This window comes from Pseudomonas sp. R1-43-08 (assembly GCF_003852255.1).
GTDB lineage: Bacteria > Pseudomonadota > Gammaproteobacteria > Pseudomonadales > Pseudomonadaceae > Aquipseudomonas.
Window position 1 is genome coordinate 4603771 of record NZ_CP027734.1, and the last position, 19762, is coordinate 4623532.

The window sequence follows — 19762 nt, forward strand, 5'->3', positions numbered from 1 at the left end:
TCCTTTTCAGTAATGAGTGGCGGTTTCAGAGGCCCGTGGCGACGCCACGTCATCGAGCGCCAGGAAAATGTTCTGCGGAAACTCAGCCACACGGTGCAACAGGTGCAAGTACCAGTTGGTGCCGTAAACCGCCGAAACCCGGGCCTTGACCTGGCCCTGGTCTTTTACCGCCTTGATCAGCTCAGGGCGCACGCCGTGGAGCATCTCCAGCTCACCTCGGTCGGCGATGCGGCTGGTGAGGATTTCTTCAACCAGCAGCGGGTCCTGGGTGGCGAAAGCAAACTGCCCGCGGCCACCATTGATCCGGTCCAGCAGCCCCAGGTAACGCTCGTTGAGCGCCTCGCCACGGGGCAAGGCAATGGCGGCAGGCTCAGCATAGACGCCTTTGACCAGGCGCACCTTGCAGCCGGTTTCCAGCACCGCTCCCAGGTCATCCGGGGTTCGGTTCAACTGCGCCTGGAGGGTGATGCCCACGTTGGGAAAACGCCCGCTCAGGTGCAGGAAGATCTCGAGGATCGAATCCGTCCATTGGGAGCGCTCCATGCTGATGATCACGCCGACATCCTTATCGGCTGCATGGGCCAGGATCTTCGAGCAGTTCTCGACTGCCAGCTCGCGGGAAATGATGGTACCGACGTTCGACAAATCGAACCCCAACTGAGGAGGTTCACCGAGCTTGGGATGCTGGGCGATCAAGTCGATCAGCTGCAGGTATTCATCGGTTGCCGTGGTCACCTCGGCCAGCGTCGTCGCTTCCTCGCCGACGAACTCGACACCGGTGCGATAGCCTTTGGCCAACAGGGCCCCAAGCTTGTCGAGCATCTCCAGGCGATCTTCGGAAATGATGTAGCGAAGCGCCGCAGGTCGCAGGAAATCACGCAGCGTCTCGCTCTCCAGGAACAAGTCGCGATAGGTCTTGTTCGCCGCCAGTTTCTTCAGGGCCAGGGTTGCCAGCAGGCTGTTATCTGTCGTGTTCATGGCATTAAACCCCGTAGGACTGGTTGAGCATGCGACGTGCGAAACTCGAATCGTCGGTGTGGTTGGCGATCTTGTGGGCGCGGAATTTGGCCGCGTAACTGAGCAGGGTTTCCTTGTGGCGGCTATGCCGGTCACGGGTAAAAATCCCCGCCCACAGGTTGTCCCAGCGTGCGTACTCGGGGTGCGACATCAGCAGCTTATGGGCCTTGCGCATGTTCCAGTGGGGAATTGACGGGTGCAGGTGGTGCACAAGGTGGTAGTTATCGTCGTGGCGGCCGAAAAAGAAGTTTTCCAGCGCGTTGCCTTTACGGTTACGGGTCAGCAGCAGCTTTTCGCTTTCAACGGCGGGCAACGGATAGTGCTCGGCCAGCTCGATGATCCAGCCCACGGCCACGGCGGTGGTGAACAGCGGCACCATCCAGAACAGCACCAGTTCAGGGATCACGCCAAACCAGGCGACCACCGCAAGAATTACCGCCCAGTAGGCCCACATCAGCACGCGTTCCTTGCGGATGCGTGCGTCCTGGCCCTGGAGCCGGTCCTTGACGATGTACTTGATGTATTGAAGGGTGCGGTAACCCGATAACGCCATCACCACGTTCTTCAGGAAGAACTCGCGCTCGCTTTGCTGGAGGTCGTACAGGCCGCACTTGAGATGGAAATTGTAGTCCGGGTCTTTTTCCGGGTGCCCCAGGTGCACATGGTGGTTTTTGACGTGCGAGGTGCTGTAGGACTGGTAAAGATGGAAGATCAGGTACCCCGAGAGAAAGGTACCGGCAAACCAGTTGATCGCCCGGTTTTTCGCCAACAGTTTGTGACTTGACTCGTGCAACACGTTCGCCAGGGCACGTTGAGTGGTGCCGATGAGAAACAGCGAAACGGGATAAAACCAATAGCTGACGCCCACGGACAGATAAATGGCAAAGGCGATGATTGAATAATCCTTACCCAGTGCGATGGCCCAATGGTAGTTATCTTTCTTGCACAGGTGCTTGAGCATCCCGAAGGTTTCACGGGAAATACCCGCAGCGTTTTGGCCACCTGGCTCTTTGTTTTTATCGACCAGCATAATCACTCCATAATTAAGCGGCACGCTGCAACACGCCTATCGCCTAGAGCGACGATGATTTTTTGGGATGTTGCGGCTCTTGTTTTTTTGCCTGAGCTAAACTCATTGGCTGCAAAAAAACTAAAGCACCGCTTGAAAGTGAACAAGCTGCCCTTTTAGACAGGTAGCGCCAAATCACACGCGCACGCGCACGCCCGCCGGTAATAAATTATCGGCGGGCGTGGCAATGGAAAAAGAAGTACCGGCGAATCAGGCCTGTTCGCGGATATAGCCCAGCTGCAAGGCTTTGCGAATGGCGGACTTGCCGTTGGGCACATTCAGCTTGCTGAAGATATTCTTCATATGGAACTTGACCGTACGCGGGCTCATTGAGACCAGAAGCGCTATTTCGTTATAGGTCTTGCCCTGACTGGTCCAAGACAACACCTGCGTTTCCCGAGGTGTCAGCACGGTTTCCGGTACAACCGGCGGGAGCACGGTGGTGCTTTCCAACGCCTCGTCGTAAACCGAGACCAGCAGCATCTGCAGTTCACTTTTGTTGGCCAGCACTCGCTCGCGAAACTGTTGATGTTCGCCAAAGCTGCACAGGTTGAGGATGGAATAAAAGCCCCGGTTACCATGCACGATAAAACTGGCGCCCTCGCCGACGGGGGCACAGGGCCCTGGCACCGGGACCGCGTCTGCAGCGGGCGCAAGGATGTTTTCATCGCTCCAGAAAAACGGCTTTATGCGGCGTTTGGACAAGGACAGCAATTGACCGCGTTGGTAAAAGTCATCCGCAGCGTCACCACGGTCCAGCGCGTCGGGGTAGTTGGTGATGATTTCCGCTTCATCCAGCGTCGGCCCACACTGATAGACCTCGAAATGCCCGAGGCCGCGTCGGCTCAGCTCAACATCGAGCAATTGGCGCACATCGGTGGGCTGCATGAGCGTATTGTTATTGGCTTGACCATCGCTTCGCATGACTATCGTCCCTGATGAGTGACAACGGATGAGGTTAGCGACCTGACCGGAGTGCTTCAATCCGTAAGCTTCCGATCAAAATCGACCTACACCGTAGGAAAATTCCTCTATATCAGGGAAAGAATGAAACATGCCTACCAACCTTGTCCAGTGCTTCCAGCGCTGAACCGACCGCGAGCAGGCGCAGCAGTGTCTGATCAGGCTATCTGTGTTGCAAACACCTCGCGAAACCGCTGCATTTGCTGCTTATTACCTACCGTCACCCGCACCCACTGCGGCCAATCCTTCCAGACGCGCCCTACCAGCACATTCTGTGCAGCCAGGCGCGCAACCACCTGCTCTGCCGGCTGCTTCACGTCGATCATGAAGCAATTGCTCTGGGAAGCCGTGCACCTATAGCCCCGGCCCTTCAGCCAAGCGATGGTCTCGTCACGCACGCCGGCATTGAGCGCCTTGCGCTGGCCCAGTAGCTTGACGTCTTCCAGGCTGGCATGGGCACCCAGCAGGCTGGCACCGGCCGGGACATTGTCGCCGCCAAACACCGCGAGGCGCTCCAACAGCGAGGGATGGCCGATCGCCAAACCGAGGCGCGCACCGGCCATGCCGTAAATTTTCGAGAAGGTGCGCAGTACCAGCAGATCGTCATGGTCCTTGATCCAACTCACGCAACTGGGGGCGTCGCAGAAGTCGATATAGGCTTCGTCCACCACCAGCACGCTGCCTTTGGGTTTGTTCTCCAGCGCCTGACGGATAGCCTCGGTCGGCGTCAGGGTGCCGGTCGGGTTATTGGGGTTGCACAGGTACAGCATGCCAGCCTGGGGATCAGCCGCGAGCATCGCCGGTACATCATGGGCATGCTGGGCATCGAGGCTGACTTCGTGCACCGGCGCCTTGTTCGATTCGGCCGCCTGGCGCGGAACTTCGTAGGACGGCGTGGCCATCACCAGGCCACGGGCTGGGTGGGTGAATGCCAATACGGCATAGCGCAACGCGGCCATGGAGCCGGCAAACACCGCCACATTGTCTTCGCTGATACCTTGCTGTTGGGCAAACAGCGCAGCCAGCGCGTACATGTGCGGGTAGGGATAACGCCCGGCTGCCGCAATACCACGCTGCATCGCCTCAAGCGCCGCTTTCGACGGCCCGTAAGGGCTTTCGTTGTAGTTGAGCAATACATCGTCAGAGGCCGCCGGCGCAGGGCTTGCGACTGCCCAATCGAGATGCCCGAGCACAGGCAAGGCCGCGCCCAGGGCGAGAAGGGATCGACGACTGACGCTGACCATGGTGACTACTCCTTGTAGGCGGACGGGGGATTCGTACGGGTCATACAGAAGAGTATGACGAGGAAAATGTCGCCCGATTTAGCACCACCGGATTAGCCAACCCGCGTTTGCCAGTAACGCGAAACTTATGTGGGAGGGGGCTTGCTCCCGATGGCGGCCTGACAGCCGACCAGAATGTTGGATCAGAGCGAGTACATATCCGTTGCTGCGGTCACGGCGGCTTAGGGTTCCGCCCTTACGGCGGCTCACTTTTGAAAAGCGCAAAAGTAAGCAAAACGCTCTTGCCCCACCACTCGGCACCTCGCCTAGGCTCGGTGTGCCCGTAATCCGACAGTGATTTGGGGGGCCGCCGCCACGCGCCATCCATGGCGCGGGGCGGCTAAACCGGCATCCCTGCCGGTTTACCCCCCCAAATCAATATCGAATTCCGGCCAGCGTGGTTTAACGGGGCGCCTAGATCAAGAGCAAGATCAAGAGCGGCTCGCTTCGCATCGTGGTTACTGTTGGCTGCTACAAAGTTGTGTAGATACCTATGCTCATCGGGGGCAAGCCCTAATGCCAGTCAGTTAAGCGTATACCACCGTCTGTAGGAGCGAGCTTGCTCGCGAAAAACTCACAGGCACCGCGTTTATTCAGGAAGCACGCGTTATCGTTGACGTTTTTCGCGAGCAAGCTCGCTCCTACAAAAAGCCTTAACTGACTGGCATTAGGGCAAGCCCCCTCCCACATTTTGATCGCCTCTATCAGGTAGACCTCACCTGGCTCTGGATCGAATTACTTCAACTGCAACTTGTGCTTCAGGCTCTGCATCACATCCGCCTTGTTTTGCAGATATTCATTCAGGCCCCGGGCGCGCAGGTTGCACGCGTCACACTCGCCACAGCCGGTGCCAATGACGCCGTTGTAGCAGGTCAGTGTCTGCTCGCGCACCAGCTCCAGTTGCCCGTGGTAATCGGCGAGGGCCCAGGTCTCGGCCTTGTTCAGCCACATCAACGGGGTGTCGAGACGCACGTCGTATTCCATGCCCAGCTTGAGGGCCTGATTCAGTGCCTTGACGAACTCGTCGCGGCAATCCGGATATCCCGAGAAGTCGGTTTCGCACACGCCGGTGATGACGGTCTCAGCCTTCACCTGATAGGCGTAGATCGCGGCCAGGGTCAGGAACAGGATGTTGCGGCCCGGCACGAAGGTGCTCGGCAGGCTTTCGCCCGAGCTGTTCACGGTCGGTACCGGGATGTTGTCACGGGTGAGGCTGCTGATCGCCAGCTCATTGAGCAGCGACACATCCATCACTTTGTGCACGGTGGCGCCCAATTGCCTGGCCAACTGCTGGGCCACTTCGATTTCCGCCACATGGCGCTGACCATAATCGAAGGTGATGCAGTGCACTTCGTCATACAGCTTCAGCGCCTGGATCAGGCAGGTGGTCGAATCCTGCCCGCCACTGAACACCATCACGGCTTTTTTACTCATTGCTTGGCTTCCTGCATTCGAAGAATTGGGGAATAGTTTAAAGGCCACTCAATAAAAAACCCCGCGCTCTTTCGAAGGCGGGGTTTTTCACTGCCAGACCACTCAGGGCGCGTAAGTCAGCAACAGCTCTTTCGGCACTTGGAAATCCAGGGACATCATCACGCTGAGCGCGGTGATGGTGAAGATCGAGAACACGAACAGCTTGCGCGCCCAGACGGTGTCATCCACCGCCTTGTAGCCGGTCCAGGCCATGTACAACCAGTACATGCCCATGGCCGCGGCGACGGCGAGGTAGCTCATGCCGGCGTAGCCACTGAAGGTCAACATCAGGGTCGCCACGAGGAAGGCCAGGATGTAGAGCAGGATGTGTTTCTTGGCCACCTGGATGCCACGCTTGACCGGCAGAACCGGAATCGACGCAGCCAGGTAGTCATTGAAGCGGAAAATCGCGATGGCGTAGGAGTGCGGCATCTGCCACAGGCTGAACATCACCAGCAGCACCAGCGCGGCCATGTCGAAGCTATTGGTTACAGCCACATAACCAATCACCGGCGGCATCGCCCCCGACAGACTGCCCACCAGCGTGCCGTGTACCGACTTGCGCTTGAGGTAGAGACTGTAGAGGCCGACGTAGATGACAAAACCGATTACGGCAAACAGCGCCGCCAACGGGTTGGCCACCTTGTACAACAACACCACGCCCGCAACACCCAGGACGGTCGCGAAAATCAGTGCCAGCTTCAGGGAGATAAGGCCCTGGACCAGCACGCGATTCTTGGTTCGCTCCATCTTGACGTCGATGTCACGGTCGATGCAGTTGTTGAACACGCATCCGGAAGCTACCACCAGGGACGTGCCGATCATTGCAGCCAGGAAGATGGCCAGATCGACATGTCCCTTGGAGGCCAGGAAGAAACCGCCCGCCACAGAAAGCACGTTACCGAAAATGATCCCCGGTTTGGTGATTTGGATAAAGTGCTTAAGCGACATCGGGTTTTACCTCACTTCGCCATCATGTAGGTGTGGATGCTGAACATGATCCACAGCGACAGACCAACCAGCAGAACGATCACCAGGCCTGCGAACACGAACGCAATCACGTTCTCGCGCTGCTCTTTGGAACGATCCAGGTGCAGGAAGTACACCAGGTGAACCAGGACCTGAATCACCGCGAACGCCAACACGATCATCAAGGTGATCGACTTCGGCAGGGTTGGGTACATCACCAGGCCGAACGGGATCAGGGTCAGGATGACCGACAGGATAAAGCCGATGGCGTAAGACTTTACGCTGCCGTGGCTTGAATCGTGGCTGTCATGGGAGTGTGCATTAGCCATTACAGGGTCCCCATCAAGTAAACGACGGTGAATACGCAGATCCAGACCACGTCCAGGAAGTGCCAGAACAGGCTCAGGCAGCTCAGGCGGGTCTTGTTGGTGTTGGTCAGGCCGTGTTTATTGACCTGATACATCATCACCGCCATCCACAGCAGGCCGGCGGATACGTGCAGACCGTGGGTACCGACCAGCGTGAAGAACGCCGACAGGAAACCGGAACGGTGCGGGCCGTAGCCTTCGGAGATCAGCAGGTGGAACTCGTTGACCTCCATGCCGATGAAGCCCAGGCCGAACAGGAAGGTCAGTGCCAACCAGCTCAGGACGCCTTTCTTGTTGCCCTTGTAGAAGGCCAACATGGCGAAGCCGTAGGTGATCGAACTGAACAACAGCAAGGCGGTTTCGCCGAGCACGTAAGGCAGTTCGAAGATGTCGTGGCCCGACGGGCCACCCGCTACGTTGTTTACCAGTACCGCGTACACCGCGAAGATCGACGCAAACAAGATGCAGTCGGTCATCAGGTAGAGCCAGAAACCGAAGACGGTTATTGGCCCCGAGTCGTGGTGATGGTCATCGTGCCCATGGTCATCGACATGGGCGTGTCCAGCATTGGTCACTAAGTTCGACATGGTTTAAGCCTGTTCCAACGAGGTTTCTACACGGTTGGCCGGGATCTTCTTCTCGGCTACCAGGCGAGCGTGCTGCTCGGCTTCGATGCGTTCGATCGTTTCGACCGGCACCATGTAGCCTTGATCATCACGGGCAGCGTGAATGATGAAGTAACCGATAGTGCCCACCAGGCTCGCGATTGCCAGCCACCAGATGTGCCAGATCATCGCGAAACCGAACACGGTCAACAGCGCACCCATCACCACGCCAGTGGCGGTGTTGTTTGGCATGTGGATCGGCTCGTAGTGCTTGGGTTGCTGGTACGCAGTACCGTCTTCCTTGGCTTCGGTGAACGCATCGATGGTGTTCGCGGTAGGAATCACGGCGAAGTTGTAGAACGGTGGTGGCGACGAGGTCGACCATTCCAGGGTGTGACCATTCCACGGGTCGCCCGATTCGCACAGGTTCTGCTTGCGATCACGCACGCTGACATACAGTTGGATCAGCTGGCAGGCGATGCCCACAGCGATCATCACCGCACCGAACATGGCGACGTACAGGTAAGGCACCCACTCAGGGTTGGTGGTAGCGTTCAGACGACGGGTCATACCCATGAAGCCCAGTGCATAGAGCGGCATGAACGCGACGAAGAAGCCCGAGATCCAGAACCAGAATGCAGCCTTGCCCCAGCCTTCGTGCAGCTTGAAGCCGAACGCTTTCGGGAAGTAGAAGCTGAAACCAGCGATGTAGCCGAATACCGCACCACCGATGATCACGTTGTGGAAGTGAGCGATCACGAACAGGCTGTTGTGCAGCACGAAGTCAGCACCCGGGATGGCCAGCAGTACGCCGGTCATGCCGCCGATGGCGAAGGTGACCATGAAGCCCAGGGTCCACAGGACCTGGCTGGTCATGCGCAGACGACCGTGGTAGATGGTGAACAGCCAGTTGAATAGCTTCACCCCCGTCGGGATGGAAATCAGCATCGTCGCCAGGCCGAAGAAGGCGTTGACGCTGGCCCCCGAACCCATGGTGAAGAAGTGGTGCAGCCACACCATGAAGCCCAGTACCGAGATCGCGCCCGATGCATAAACCATCGAGTGGTGACCGAACAGGCGCTTGCCGGTAAAGGTCGAGATCACTTCGGAGAAGATACCGAACGCTGGCAGGATAAGGATGTACACCTCAGGGTGACCCCATGCCCAGAACAGGTTCACGTACATCATTGGATTGCCACCAAGTTCATTGGTGAAAATGTGGAAATCCAGGTAACGGTCAAGCGACAGCAGCGCCATGGTAGCGGCCAGGATCGGGAACGAAGCCACGATCAGCACGTTTGCCCAGGTGCAAGTCCAAGTGAAGATCGGCATGTCCATCAGTTTCATGCCAGGGGCGCGCATTTTCAGCACGGTGGCCAGGAAGTTGACCCCCGTCAATGTCGTCCCGAGTCCTGATAACTGCAAGGCCCAGATGTAGTAGTCCACACCCACGCCCGGACTGTATTGCAGGCCCGACAATGGCGGATACGCAACCCAACCGGTCTTGGCGAATTCGCCGACGCCCAGGGACACGTTGATCAGCACAACGCCGGATACCAGCAGCCAGAAGCTCAGGGAGTTCAGGAACGGGTAGGCAACGTCACGCGCACCGATCTGCAGCGGCAAGGCCAGGTTCATCAAGCCGGTGAAGAATGGCATCGCCATGAAGATGATCATGATCACACCGTGGGCGGTGAAGATCTGGTCATAGTGTTCAGGTGGCAGGTAGCCAGGCGAACCCTCGGTGGCCATGGCCAACTGGGTACGCATCATGATGGCGTCGGCAAAACCACGCAGCAGCATGACCATGGCAACGATGACGTACATGACGCCGATTTTCTTGTGGTCGACCGAAGTCAGCCACTCGGTCCACAGGTAGGTCCACTTCTTGAAGTAGGTGATACCCGCAAACAGTGCCAGACCACCCAGCGCGATCATGGCGATGGTAATCATCACAATCGGCTCGTGGAAAGGGACCGCGTCCCAACTTAATTTACCAAACATCGTTTACTCCTCTGCCCCAGCAGTTGAATGCGCGCCTGTGTCAGAACCTTCAACCACGGCCACTTCTTTCTTCTCGTGCTTGACCGGCTTGCCTGGCTTCATACCTTCGTACTTGTCGACGATTTTCTGAAACAGGTTCGGCTCAAACGCGGAGTACAGGGCGACAGGGTTGTTCTGGCTTGGTTTGGTCAGGGCGTCGTATTCAGCTTGATCAAGCTGTTTAGGTGCGGCCTTGACTTCGGCTACCCAGGCGTCAAATTCTTCCTGGCTCGTCGAGATCGCTTTGAATTTCATGCCGGTGAAGCCAGCGCCGCTGTAGTTGGCGGAGATGCCTTCCATTTCAGCTTTCTGGTTGGCGATCAGGTGCAGCTTGGTCTGCATGCCTGCCATCGCATAGATCTGGCCGCCCAGGGCTGGGATGAAGAACGAGTTCATCACGGCGTCGGAGGTGATCTTGAAATTAAGCGGAGTGTGCTCCGGGAAGCGGATCTGGTTCACAGTGGCGATACCCAGGTCCGGGTAGATGAACAGCCACTTCCAGTCCAGCGCGACCACTTCGATGTTGATCGGCTTGACGTCGGATTCCAGCGGACGGTACGGGTCCAGTGCATGGGTGGACTTGTAGGTCACATAACCCAGGGCAATGATGATGAGGATCGGGACCAGCCACACCGCGATTTCGATCTTGGTGGAGTGCGACCACTTCGGCGCGTAGGTAGCGCTGGTGTTGGACGCGCGGTATTTCCAGGCGAAGGCGAAGGTCATGATGATCACAGGGATCACGACCAGCAGCATCAGCAGGGTGGCGGTGATGATCAGGTTTCGTTCATCCAGACCGACCTGTCCTTTTGGGTCGAGCAAGGTCCACTTGCAGCCTCCCAGCATTAACATCATGCCAAGCAGCGGCAAAAAGCCTAGTAATCGGGGGTACCTGTTTTTACTCATCTCACGACCTCTAAAGCAGCTTGCGCAATGCAGTTGGGTTTTGATCGCCAACACTTCACCCTGCCAAGGGTTGGCATTTCTCTTCGATTGAATAAGAGCCTGCCCGTTACGTCATAGCTGTACGTCGCACGGACCTGCGGTGAGTTCTTATTCGATTTCGTGGCTAAAGGCCTTGTTACAGACCAATTCCATTTGGTGCGGAAAGTTGAAAGGCTGCCGGAACCTGGGATCGCACAGAGCCTTCCATCTGCTCCTCGACCGCTCCAATGCTCAAATATTGAACAGCACCGGACATTCAGTGCGGGCGATTGTAGTTAGCTAGCGATGTATAAACCATGTCTGATAAAGAAATAATTTTTATCGATTACAGCAATAATACTTCACCATTCCTGCAAGGGTTCGCGATGTTATCGCGTTCAATTCTCAACAAAAACCACAAAAATTGCGCTGTTATTGGGCAGATTGCCACTCCCCTTACGCTCTGTAAGGGCATGGCAAACGTGGCAAAGTCCCCATAAAACAAGGCATTCGCAGAGCGCTCATGGGCTCAAACCTCACGCGCCCGGCGGTGTCTTTCAAACCACGAATTGACAGCACGTTTTGTGCCCCGGATGCAAATTCGGCGGCCGGTTCGGCCATTCAGAAATGCCCTGCGACAGCCTCCGTGTGACAACATGTCGCACGCTGCGCGTATTATTCATTGCCGCTCGTCACGGCTCTTTCACAAATCCCTACACACAAAAACGCCCCGGCCCTCACTCAAGGAGACCGGGGCGTTTTAGTGAACGGGTTCAGGCCTTGGGGTGACGATTACGATAGATGCACAGGGGCACCAGGATCGCCGTCAGCACGAACGCGACCAACGCCCATTGCGCCAGGGACAGGCCGAGGATCGGCGGATAGGGCGTGCTGCAGAAACCATCGACCTGAAAGCCCAGGGGAAACACTTTGGCCAGGGGCAGGTCATCGACGATCGGCTGCAGCACATCGATGCCGCAGCTGACCTGAGGGAAGAACTGGGTGTACACATGATGACCGGCGGCAGCCACACCGCCCAGGGCGCTGAGGACCACCAGCCCTTCAAAGAACGTGACCGCCCCCTTGCTGCGCATGGCAGCGCCGAGGAACGCGAAGATCGCGATCAACAGCAAGGCATAGCGTTGCAGGATGCACAGTGGGCATGGCGCTTCGCCCAGCACCACTTGCATGTACAGCGCTCCGCCGATCAGCGCCAGGCAGATGATGCCCAGCAACACCAGAAAGCGCCGCTCCCTGCCCAAACGCAATTCGTCACTCATCCCCGTTTTCCTTTGTTTGTGCCAATGGCAACAAGTTTACACACAGGCACCCGTTAAAACAGAGAGGAGTTAACAACGGATTAATCAGGAAAAATGAAGAGCTAAATGTGGGAGGGGGCTTGCTCCCGATAGCGGTGGATCAGTCAGCTTGTCTGTCACTGACATACCGCTATCGGGAGCAAGCCCCCTCCCACACTGGTTCACTGTTGCTGTGAAGAACTTACTCCAGGGCAGCAGCCGGGCCGAAGAATTCGTAGCGGCTTTGTTTCTCGGGTACGCCCAGGGCCTTGAGATGGCGCTTGATCACTGCCATGAAGCCTTTAGGCCCCAGGAAGTACGCATCGATGTCGCGCGCCTCGGGCAGCCACGCCGCCAGTTGTTCCTGATTCAACAGGCCGACCTTGTCCGCCGCCGGGCTTACGCCGTCATCCTCGGCATAGCAGTAGAAGCGCTTGAGCTGCGGGTGCCTCGCCGCCAGCGCGTCTACCCAATCACGGAACGCATGCACCCCGCCGTTACGCGCGCAGTGGATAAAGTGCACCGGGCGCTCGGTAGCCAGGGCCGCTTCGAGCATCGCCAGGGTCGGGGTAATGCCCACCCCGCCGCTGATCAGCACCAGCGGCTTGTCGCTGGCGGCCAGGGTGAACTCGCCCGAGGGCGGGAACAGGTCAAGGGTCGCGCCGACGTGCAACTGGTCATGCAAATAGTTGGACACTCGCCCACCGGCTTCGCGCTTGACGCTGATGCGGTACAGGCCGTCATTGCTCAGGGCCGACAGGGAATAATTGCGACGGACTTCCTCGCCGTCGAGCACCAGCTTCATGCCGATGTATTGGCCGGGCGCAGCGCTGAGGATCGGGCCGTTGTCCACCGGGGCGAAGTAGAACGAGGTGATCTCGTTGCTCTCCTCCACGCGCTTGACCAACCGGAACGGCCGCGCACCGCGCCAGCCGCCGGGCGCCTGGGCTTTCTCGTCGTAAATAGCCGCTTCGGCACCGATCAGGATGTCCGCCAACTGCCCATACGCCGCGCCCCAGGCGCTCATCACCTCAGGGGTGGCAATCTCGCTGCCCAGCACTTCGGAAATCGCCCGCAGCAGGCAGGTCCCCACGATCGGGTAGTGTTCCGGCAGGATCTGCAAGGCCACGTGCTTGTTGATGATTTTGGCCACCAGGTCGCCCAACTGGTCCAACTGGTCGATATGCCGCGCGTACATCAGCACGCCATTGGCCAAGGCGCGCGGCTGGTCGCCGCTGGCCTGGTGGGCCTGGTTGAACAGCGGGCGAACTTCGGGGTATTCGGACAGCATCATGCGGTAGAAATGGGTGATCAACGCTTCGCCACCGCTTTCCAGCAGGGGCACAGTGGATTTGACGATGGCACGGTCTTGGGCGCTCAGCATGGGAGACTCCTGGGTCTTTTCATTCGTTACCCTCAGGTACTCAGTAATCGTGCCAACTAATAAATCCATTTTTTTCAGCAACTTAAATACATCGTAGTCAGAATGACTTCCTACAGTTTATAGTCATAAGGACTACAAGGAGTCATTATGACTGCACAATCGCTGCTCACCACCCTGCTGCCCCTCGTGGCCGACCTGTCACGGGACTTGCCCGAAGGCGAGCGCTATCGACGCCTGCTGCATGCCATGCGCGCCCTGCTGCCGTGTGATGCCGCCGCCTTGCTGCGCCTGGAGGGCGAATGGCTGGTGCCGCTGGCCGTGGATGGCTTGAGCGCCGATACCTTGGGCCGACGCTTCAAGATCAGCGAACACCCGCGTTTTGCGCTGCTGCTGAGCAGCCCCGGCCCTACCCGCTTTGACAGCGACAGCGAATTGCCCGACCCCTACGACGGCCTGGTGGAGGGCCTGCACGGGCAGCTGGAAGTGCACGACTGCATGGGCTGCCCGTTGTTTATCGACGACCAGCCGTGGGGTCTGCTGACCTTGGACGCCCTCGACACCGAGCGCTTCGAGCGGGTCGAACTCGACGCCCTGCAAGCCTTCGCCAGCCTCGCCGCTGCCACGGTCAACGTCGCCGAGCGCATTGAGCGCCTGGCGTTGCGCGCCGAAGACGAACACCAGCGTGCAGAGATCTACCGCCAGGCCAGCGGCCAGCAGCACAAGGAAATGATCGGCCAGAGCAAGGCGCACAAGCGCCTGGTCGAGGAAATCAACCTGGTGGGCGGCAGTGACCTGACCGTGCTGATAACCGGTGAAACCGGGGTCGGCAAGGAGTTGGTCGCCCAGGCGATCCACGCCGCGTCGTCGCGTGCCGACAAACCGCTGATCAGCCTCAACTGCGCCGCGCTACCCGAAACCCTGGTGGAAAGCGAGCTGTTCGGCCATGTGCGCGGCGCCTTCACCGGCGCGCTGAATGAGCGCCGGGGCAAATTCGAACTGGCCAATGGCGGCACGCTGTTTCTGGATGAAGTGGGCGAGCTGTCGCTGAGCGTGCAGGCCAAGCTGCTGCGGGTGTTGCAAAGCGGCCAGTTGCAGCGCCTGGGGTCGGACAAAGAGCATCAGGTGGATGTGCGCCTGATTGCCGCCACCAACCGCGACCTGGCCGAAGAAGTGCGCCATGGCCGCTACCGCGCCGACTTCTACCACCGCTTGAGCGTCTACCCGCTGCAAGTGCCTGCGTTGCGTGAACGCGGGCGCGACGTGTTGCTGCTGGCCGGGTTCTTTCTGGAACACAACCGCTCACGCATGGGCCTGGGCAGCCTGCGCCTGACCAGTGATGCCCAGGCGGCGCTGCTGGCCTACGACTGGCCGGGCAATGTGCGCGAGCTGGAACATTTGATCGGACGCAGTGCGCTCAAAGCCCTGGGGCATTGCCGTGAGCGGCCGAAGATTCTCAGCCTGAGCGCGGCGGATCTGGACCTGCCTGATGTCAGCGCAGCCGCCATCGAAGCACCGGCCGCTGTCGCCCGCGACGTCACCGGCGACCTGCGCCAGGCCACCGAGCATTACCAGCGCCAGATCATCAACGCCTGCCTGGAACGCCATCAACACAACTGGGCCGGCGCCGCCCGAGAACTGGGCCTGGACCGCGCCAACCTTGGCCGCATGGCCAAGCGCCTTGGCATAAAATAACCAGGGTCAACCCGGTCAATGTGGGAGGGGGCTTGCTCCCGATGGCAGTGTGTCAGCCAGCACATTTACAGCTGACCCACCGCTATCGGGAGCAAGCCCCCTCCCACATTTAGACTGCCTTTGCCTTGAAGACCGGGCTCACACCCTTGGGCTTGCGAAACACCAACACATTACCCAACATCACCAGCACCAACCCCGCCAGGGCCGGTGCCGTCCACTGATAACCCTCGGCAAAGGCCGATACGTTCAGCGCCACCACCGGAAACAACACAGTGCAATACGCCGCCCGCTCCGGCCCCATGCGGCCGACCAGTGTCAGGTAGGCGGTAAAGCCAATCACCGAGCCTGGAATTACCAGGTACCACAAGGCGCCGATGTAACGCGTGCTCCAGTCCATCTCGAACGGAATACCGCGTGCTGCGCAATACGCCGCCAGCATCGCCGCACCATAGGCCATGCCCCAGGCATTGGTGGTCAAGGGCCGCAGCCCGGCCTTCTGTTGCAGGCTCGAGAGCATATTGCCCGCCGAAAAACACAGCGTGCCCAGCAAGGCCAGGCCCAGGCCGAGCAAGGTCTGTGGGCTGGCGGCGTGCCCTGCCAATTCGGGCCAGAACAAACAGCCCAGGCCGAGCAAACCAAGACCGCCGCCCATCAACACATTCCGCGCGACCCGCTGGCCGAAAAACACCCGGGCATTCAGCGCGTTCCACAAGGTCGCCGTGGAAAACACCACCGCCACCAGGCCGCTGGGAATCCACTGGCTGGCGGTCAGAAAACACATGAAGTTGACGCAGAACAGGCACAGGCCCTGGGCCAGGCAAATCAGGTGCCCGCGCCGGTTCATCACCTGCAGCCGGCGGCTGAGCAGCAACAGCACGAACAGCACCAGGGCCGCCAAGGCGAAGCGGTAAACGATCGACACGGGAATCGCCACCACGCCCAACTGCCATTTGAGCGCGATCCAGGTCGTGCCCCAGATCAGCACAGTGAGTACATACAGGAAAAGGTTCATAGCGGGCTCCGGTGAGTGAGCCACAGTGTCGCGTTTTCCCTGTGCGACGCTCTTGCACATTCTTGCGCTTTTTCAGGGGGCGGGGCTCACAGCGCCATGACGGCGGAGTAGGATGCAAAACGTCGGAGAACACACCATGCCAGAGCTGCAATCGCTGCACGTCTTTCAAGCCCTTAACCGCTCGCCCAACGCACGCCTGGAAGCCTGCGCCGAGCTCGGTGACGGTTTGTCTGCGGCGTTGTGGAGCAACCACCACGATGCCCAGGATTACCAGGCGCCCAGCCATCACACCTTGTCGTGCTACATCGGCGGCGGCACCGGCACTTTTCGCCGTGACCAGCCGGGCACCAAGGGCGGCCCCGACAAGCTGTGCATCCTGCCGGCCGAGCATCAATCGGCCTGGGTGATCAATGGAGAGATTCGCCTGGCCCATGTCTATTTCAGCCCCGAACAATTCGCCCTCGGCTGCGTCACCCTGCTCGACCGCGAACCCCGTGAACTGCAACTGCGCGAAAGCACCTTCCTCGAGGACGCCAGCCTGGCCGCACGCTTTCACCAGTTGATTGCCCTCAACTGGCAGGAGCCCGGTGAACGCCTGCTGACCAGCAGCCTGGCGCATGAAATGCTCAGTCACACCCTGCTCAGCCAGGTCGGCGCCCGCGAAGGCCTGCGGATCAAAGGTGGGCTGGCCGCGCACCAGCGACGGCGTTTGGTGGAGTACATCGACCATCACCTGCAGGACGCCATCAGCCTCGGCCAACTGGCCGGCCTGTGCGCGCTGTCGGAGTACCATTTCGCCCGCATGTTCCGGCAAAGCTTCGGTCTGCCACCCCACCAATACCTGCTGGCGCGCCGGCTGGCCCGTGCCAGGGCGCTGTTGCGCAACAGCGCCCTGGCCGTGGGTGAGATTGCCTGGCGGTGCGGGTTCTCCAGCGCCAGCCATTTCAACCAGCGCTTCCGCCAAGCCATGGGGGCGGCGCCTGGGGACTATCGCCAGGCCTTTCGCACTTAGCCCATCAAGCCCAGCGTCTTGGCCTTGGCCACTGCCTGGGTGCGCCGCTCTACCCCGAGTTTGCTGTGGATACGCCGCGCATGGGTCTTGACGGTGTGCAGGGAGATATACAGGCGCTCGGCAATTTCCAGATTGGAGTTGCCCAGGGCGATCAACTGCAGCACTTCCAGTTCGCGCAGGCTCAGCGGATTTTGCGTGGCGCCGACTGGCGCGGCTTGCGGTTCCAGCCCCAACTCACTGAGCAACCCCGGCGCACGTAAACGCAACTCGCGCACCGCCTGCTGCACCTGGCAACGCGCCGCCAGTTCCAGGCCGGCTTGCAGGGCCACACGCGCCCGCGCCGGCTCGCCCAGCCGCCAGGCCACCTCCCCCAGCACCAGCTGCAGTTCGGTTTCCAGGCAAAGCATGCCGCGTTGGCGGGTGCTGTCGAGCAAGGCACCAAGTCGCTCGAGCGGGTGTTCGGCGCAGCCCAGCCTGACCTCGGCCAGCACCAACAGGTACTCAAGACGCGGGACCAATTCCAGCGTGGCCGGCGGCGCCTGCTTGGCGCAGGGCCCATGGAAGTGACGCAACACGCGGCGCATCGCTTGCACCGTCAACTCCGCGCGCCCTTGCTGCAACCAGAAATGCGCGCTGACCAACAACAGGACCGCGCGGTACACCAGGTCGGGGACATGGCGCTGCTGCATCAGCCGCTCGGCATCGCGCAACTGGATAAACGCCTGGGCGTAATCACCGCGATTCGCCGCCAGCAGCGCCAGCCCGAGAAACCCGTAGAGCACCCGCTTGTCCTGGCTGTGCAGGCAGATGTTCAAACCGGCCTCGAAACACTCATGCGCCAAGGCGTCCTGCCCTTGGCGCAAGGCGAGATGACCACGTCGCAGGGCGATACGCCCCATCAGCGGCCCAGCCTGCAAGCGTTGCTCGACCAGCATCGCCTGCACGCTTTCCAACAGGCTCTGCGCCCGGTAAGGCGCGCCGCGTTGTTCCAGCAATTGGGCGTGATCCAACTCGAGCAAGGCCTCCAGCACCAGCGAACCGTGGGCGCGGGCCAGGCACAGCGCTTCGCGATTCAGCGCTTGGGCCACGTCCAGCTCACCGCGCAGCATGGCTTGCTGGGTCAGGCCCGACAGGCACATCAGGCGTGACGTCCAGGCGCTCTCGGGCAAGGCTTGCAGGGCCTCGAGGAAATGCTCGCGGGAACCCTCGGCATCGCCGCTCAGGTGCAGTAACCAGCCGGCTTGCGCCTGCCAGCGCGCCACCAGATGACGCTGCGCCGCCGCCGTCGGTCGCGGCGCGAATCGAGCCAACTGGTCGATGCACACCGCCGCCTGCTCGAACCGCCCGGCAAACAACAATGCCGCCGTGACCAGGCCCACCAGCGGTGCCGAGCCGAGCATCAGTTCATCGCCATGCTGCTCATGCAGGCGCAACAGCAGCAGAGCATTTTGCCCGCGGAACAAGTCTTCGAAACTGAAATGCTGCAACAGGCTCACCGCGCCCTCATATTCCTGCGCCAGCAGCGCCTGTTCGAAGGCCGCCTGCCAGTCCTGCTCGGCGCTGAACCACTGGCACGCGCGCCGGTGCCAGGCGCGCTTGGCCGGCCAGGGTTCTTCGCGCAGCAAACGCGCCAGGGGCGCAAAAATGTGCAGCCAATCGGTGGTGCCTTCCCAGGGTTGGATAAACGCACCGAGCGCTTGAAGCTCGCGCAGGTACTGAGCGCCGTCACCCGAGCCGAACAGGTGTTCACACAGGCCGGTATTGAAGCGCGGCAGGTTGGCCAGCACCCGCCAGGCTTCGGCCAATTCCGCCGGCAAGCTGCTGAACACTTCGTGTTGCAGATAATCGAGCAGGGTTTTATCGGGATGGCCGTCACCGAGCAGCGCAATGCGCACCCCGGCGCACCATCCGGCGCTGAATTGCATGATGTTGTCGACGCTCTGCCCTGGGCCGAGCAACGCCTGGATTTCCGTCGCGCTGAACGAAAGTTCGGTACTGCCGCACTCCAACAATTCGTCATCGAGCAACAGGCGCGGCCAATTGCACGCCGGCCGCCGCCGCGCGCCCAGCCACCAGGTCAGCGCCGGGCTGCTGGCGGTGAGCAACCGGTCCAGCAGCGCGTCCAGCGCAGGCGCGGGCAGGCGGCAAAAATCGTCGAGGAACAGCCACGCCGTGTGTTGCCAACGCCCCAGGTCCAGCAATAACGTCGCTTCATCGGTGTAAGACAGCCCAAGGCTGTGGGCCAGGCGCCGGGAGAAATCCACCGGGCATGCAACCACGCCATTAAGCGCCAACCAGTGAACCTGGCACCCAGGCGGCGCCTGCAACGCGCACTCGGCAAGCAACGCGCTCTTGCCACTGCCGCCCGGCGCGCACAGCAGCTTCACCCGCGCCGGTGCCGCGAGCAAAGGCGCGGCCAGGCGCGGGCGCAGCAGATGGTGAGCGGACAGCCGGGGCATGAATCCAGGACGGTCCAGGCAGCGTGTCATGGCGGTCATTGCTGCATCCTGCTTTTTTATTGTGATGCAACCCTAGTCCTGTGGCGGGCGGTTGTTGAAGAAGTATTCAGCGGGGTGATTGAAAGACATGCGCAAAACCCAATGTGGGAGGGGGCCCCCGAATCATTCCCACGCTCTGCGTGGGAATGCCT

General features: G+C 59.9%; 16 protein-coding genes. 2 read left to right on the plus strand and 14 right to left on the minus strand.

Going from position 1 to position 19762, the window contains the following annotated elements:
- Nucleotides 1-6: 6 nt before the first annotated feature.
- The 12 genes from C4J87_RS21100 to hmpA all read right to left on the minus strand — a co-directional run bounded on the left by C4J87_RS21100 (nt 7) and on the right by hmpA (nt 13396).
- Nucleotides 7-978 (minus strand): proline dehydrogenase family protein, encoded by a 972-nt coding sequence (locus tag C4J87_RS21100; protein ID WP_124368295.1) that lies wholly within the window; start codon nt 976-978, stop codon nt 7-9.
- Nucleotides 979-982: 4 nt separating this feature from the next.
- On the minus strand, nt 983-2047 hold the full coding sequence (locus C4J87_RS21105) for a fatty acid desaturase family protein (protein WP_124368296.1): 1065 nt from the start codon (nt 2045-2047) through the stop codon (nt 983-985).
- A gap of 249 nt (nt 2048-2296) precedes the next feature.
- Nucleotides 2297-3010 carry a helix-turn-helix transcriptional regulator gene (locus tag C4J87_RS21110; RefSeq protein WP_124368297.1) on the minus strand — a complete coding sequence of 238 codons (714 nt, stop codon included), beginning with the start codon at nt 3008-3010 and terminating at the stop codon, nt 2297-2299.
- A gap of 197 nt (nt 3011-3207) precedes the next feature.
- Nucleotides 3208-4293 (minus strand): pyridoxal phosphate-dependent aminotransferase, encoded by a 1086-nt coding sequence (locus C4J87_RS21115; protein WP_124368298.1) that lies wholly within the window; start codon nt 4291-4293, stop codon nt 3208-3210.
- 774 nt (nt 4294-5067) lie between these two features.
- Entirely contained in the window at nt 5068-5766 is a 699-nt protein-coding gene (gene queC, locus C4J87_RS21120) for a 7-cyano-7-deazaguanine synthase QueC (RefSeq protein WP_124368299.1), read from the minus strand.
- 102 nt (nt 5767-5868) lie between these two features.
- Nucleotides 5869-6756 carry a heme o synthase gene (gene cyoE, locus C4J87_RS21125; RefSeq protein ID WP_124364341.1) on the minus strand — a complete coding sequence of 296 codons (888 nt, stop codon included), beginning with the start codon at nt 6754-6756 and terminating at the stop codon, nt 5869-5871.
- An 11-nt stretch (nt 6757-6767) separates the two neighbouring features.
- Complete coding sequence (gene cyoD, locus C4J87_RS21130; protein WP_003194051.1) at nt 6768-7103, minus strand: cytochrome o ubiquinol oxidase subunit IV; 336 nt, start codon at nt 7101-7103, stop codon at nt 6768-6770.
- Nucleotides 7103-7729: a cytochrome o ubiquinol oxidase subunit III gene (locus C4J87_RS21135; RefSeq protein WP_124368300.1), complete on the minus strand. Its 627-nt coding sequence runs from the start codon at nt 7727-7729 to the stop codon at nt 7103-7105. The genes cyoD and C4J87_RS21135 overlap by 1 nt, the downstream gene beginning before the upstream one ends.
- 3 nt (nt 7730-7732) lie before the next feature.
- Complete coding sequence (cyoB, locus tag C4J87_RS21140; protein ID WP_124364342.1) at nt 7733-9751, minus strand: cytochrome o ubiquinol oxidase subunit I; 2019 nt, start codon at nt 9749-9751, stop codon at nt 7733-7735.
- Nucleotides 9752-9754: 3 nt separating this feature from the next.
- Nucleotides 9755-10696: a ubiquinol oxidase subunit II gene (cyoA, locus tag C4J87_RS21145; protein ID WP_124359764.1), complete on the minus strand. Its 942-nt coding sequence runs from the start codon at nt 10694-10696 to the stop codon at nt 9755-9757.
- 791 nt (nt 10697-11487) lie between these two features.
- The gene (locus tag C4J87_RS21155) at nt 11488-11994 is read right to left on the minus strand and encodes a disulfide bond formation protein B (RefSeq protein WP_124364343.1); all 507 of its coding nucleotides are present in this window, start codon (nt 11992-11994) and stop codon (nt 11488-11490) included.
- Between the two features lie 220 nt (nt 11995-12214).
- Complete coding sequence (gene hmpA, locus C4J87_RS21160) at nt 12215-13396, minus strand: NO-inducible flavohemoprotein (protein ID WP_124368301.1); 1182 nt, start codon at nt 13394-13396, stop codon at nt 12215-12217.
- A 147-nt stretch (nt 13397-13543) separates the two neighbouring features.
- On the opposite strand from hmpA, the gene norR reads away from it, so the two are divergent.
- Nucleotides 13544-15088 (plus strand): nitric oxide reductase transcriptional regulator NorR, encoded by a 1545-nt coding sequence (gene norR / locus C4J87_RS21165; RefSeq protein WP_124368302.1) that lies wholly within the window; start codon nt 13544-13546, stop codon nt 15086-15088.
- A gap of 109 nt (nt 15089-15197) precedes the next feature.
- Here norR and C4J87_RS21170 read toward each other — a convergent pair whose 3' ends face one another.
- A complete protein-coding gene (locus tag C4J87_RS21170; RefSeq protein ID WP_124368303.1) occupies nt 15198-16100 on the minus strand; it encodes a DMT family transporter in 903 nt (300 codons plus the stop codon).
- 136 nt (nt 16101-16236) lie between these two features.
- On the opposite strand from C4J87_RS21170, the gene C4J87_RS21175 reads away from it, so the two are divergent.
- Nucleotides 16237-17112 carry a helix-turn-helix domain-containing protein gene (locus C4J87_RS21175; RefSeq protein ID WP_124369023.1) on the plus strand — a complete coding sequence of 292 codons (876 nt, stop codon included), beginning with the start codon at nt 16237-16239 and terminating at the stop codon, nt 17110-17112.
- Here the strand turns inward: C4J87_RS21175 and C4J87_RS21180 are convergent.
- Entirely contained in the window at nt 17109-19610 is a 2502-nt protein-coding gene (locus tag C4J87_RS21180; protein ID WP_124368304.1) for a LuxR C-terminal-related transcriptional regulator, read from the minus strand. The genes C4J87_RS21175 and C4J87_RS21180 overlap by 4 nt on opposite strands.
- Between the last annotated feature and the right edge of the window lie 152 nt (nt 19611-19762).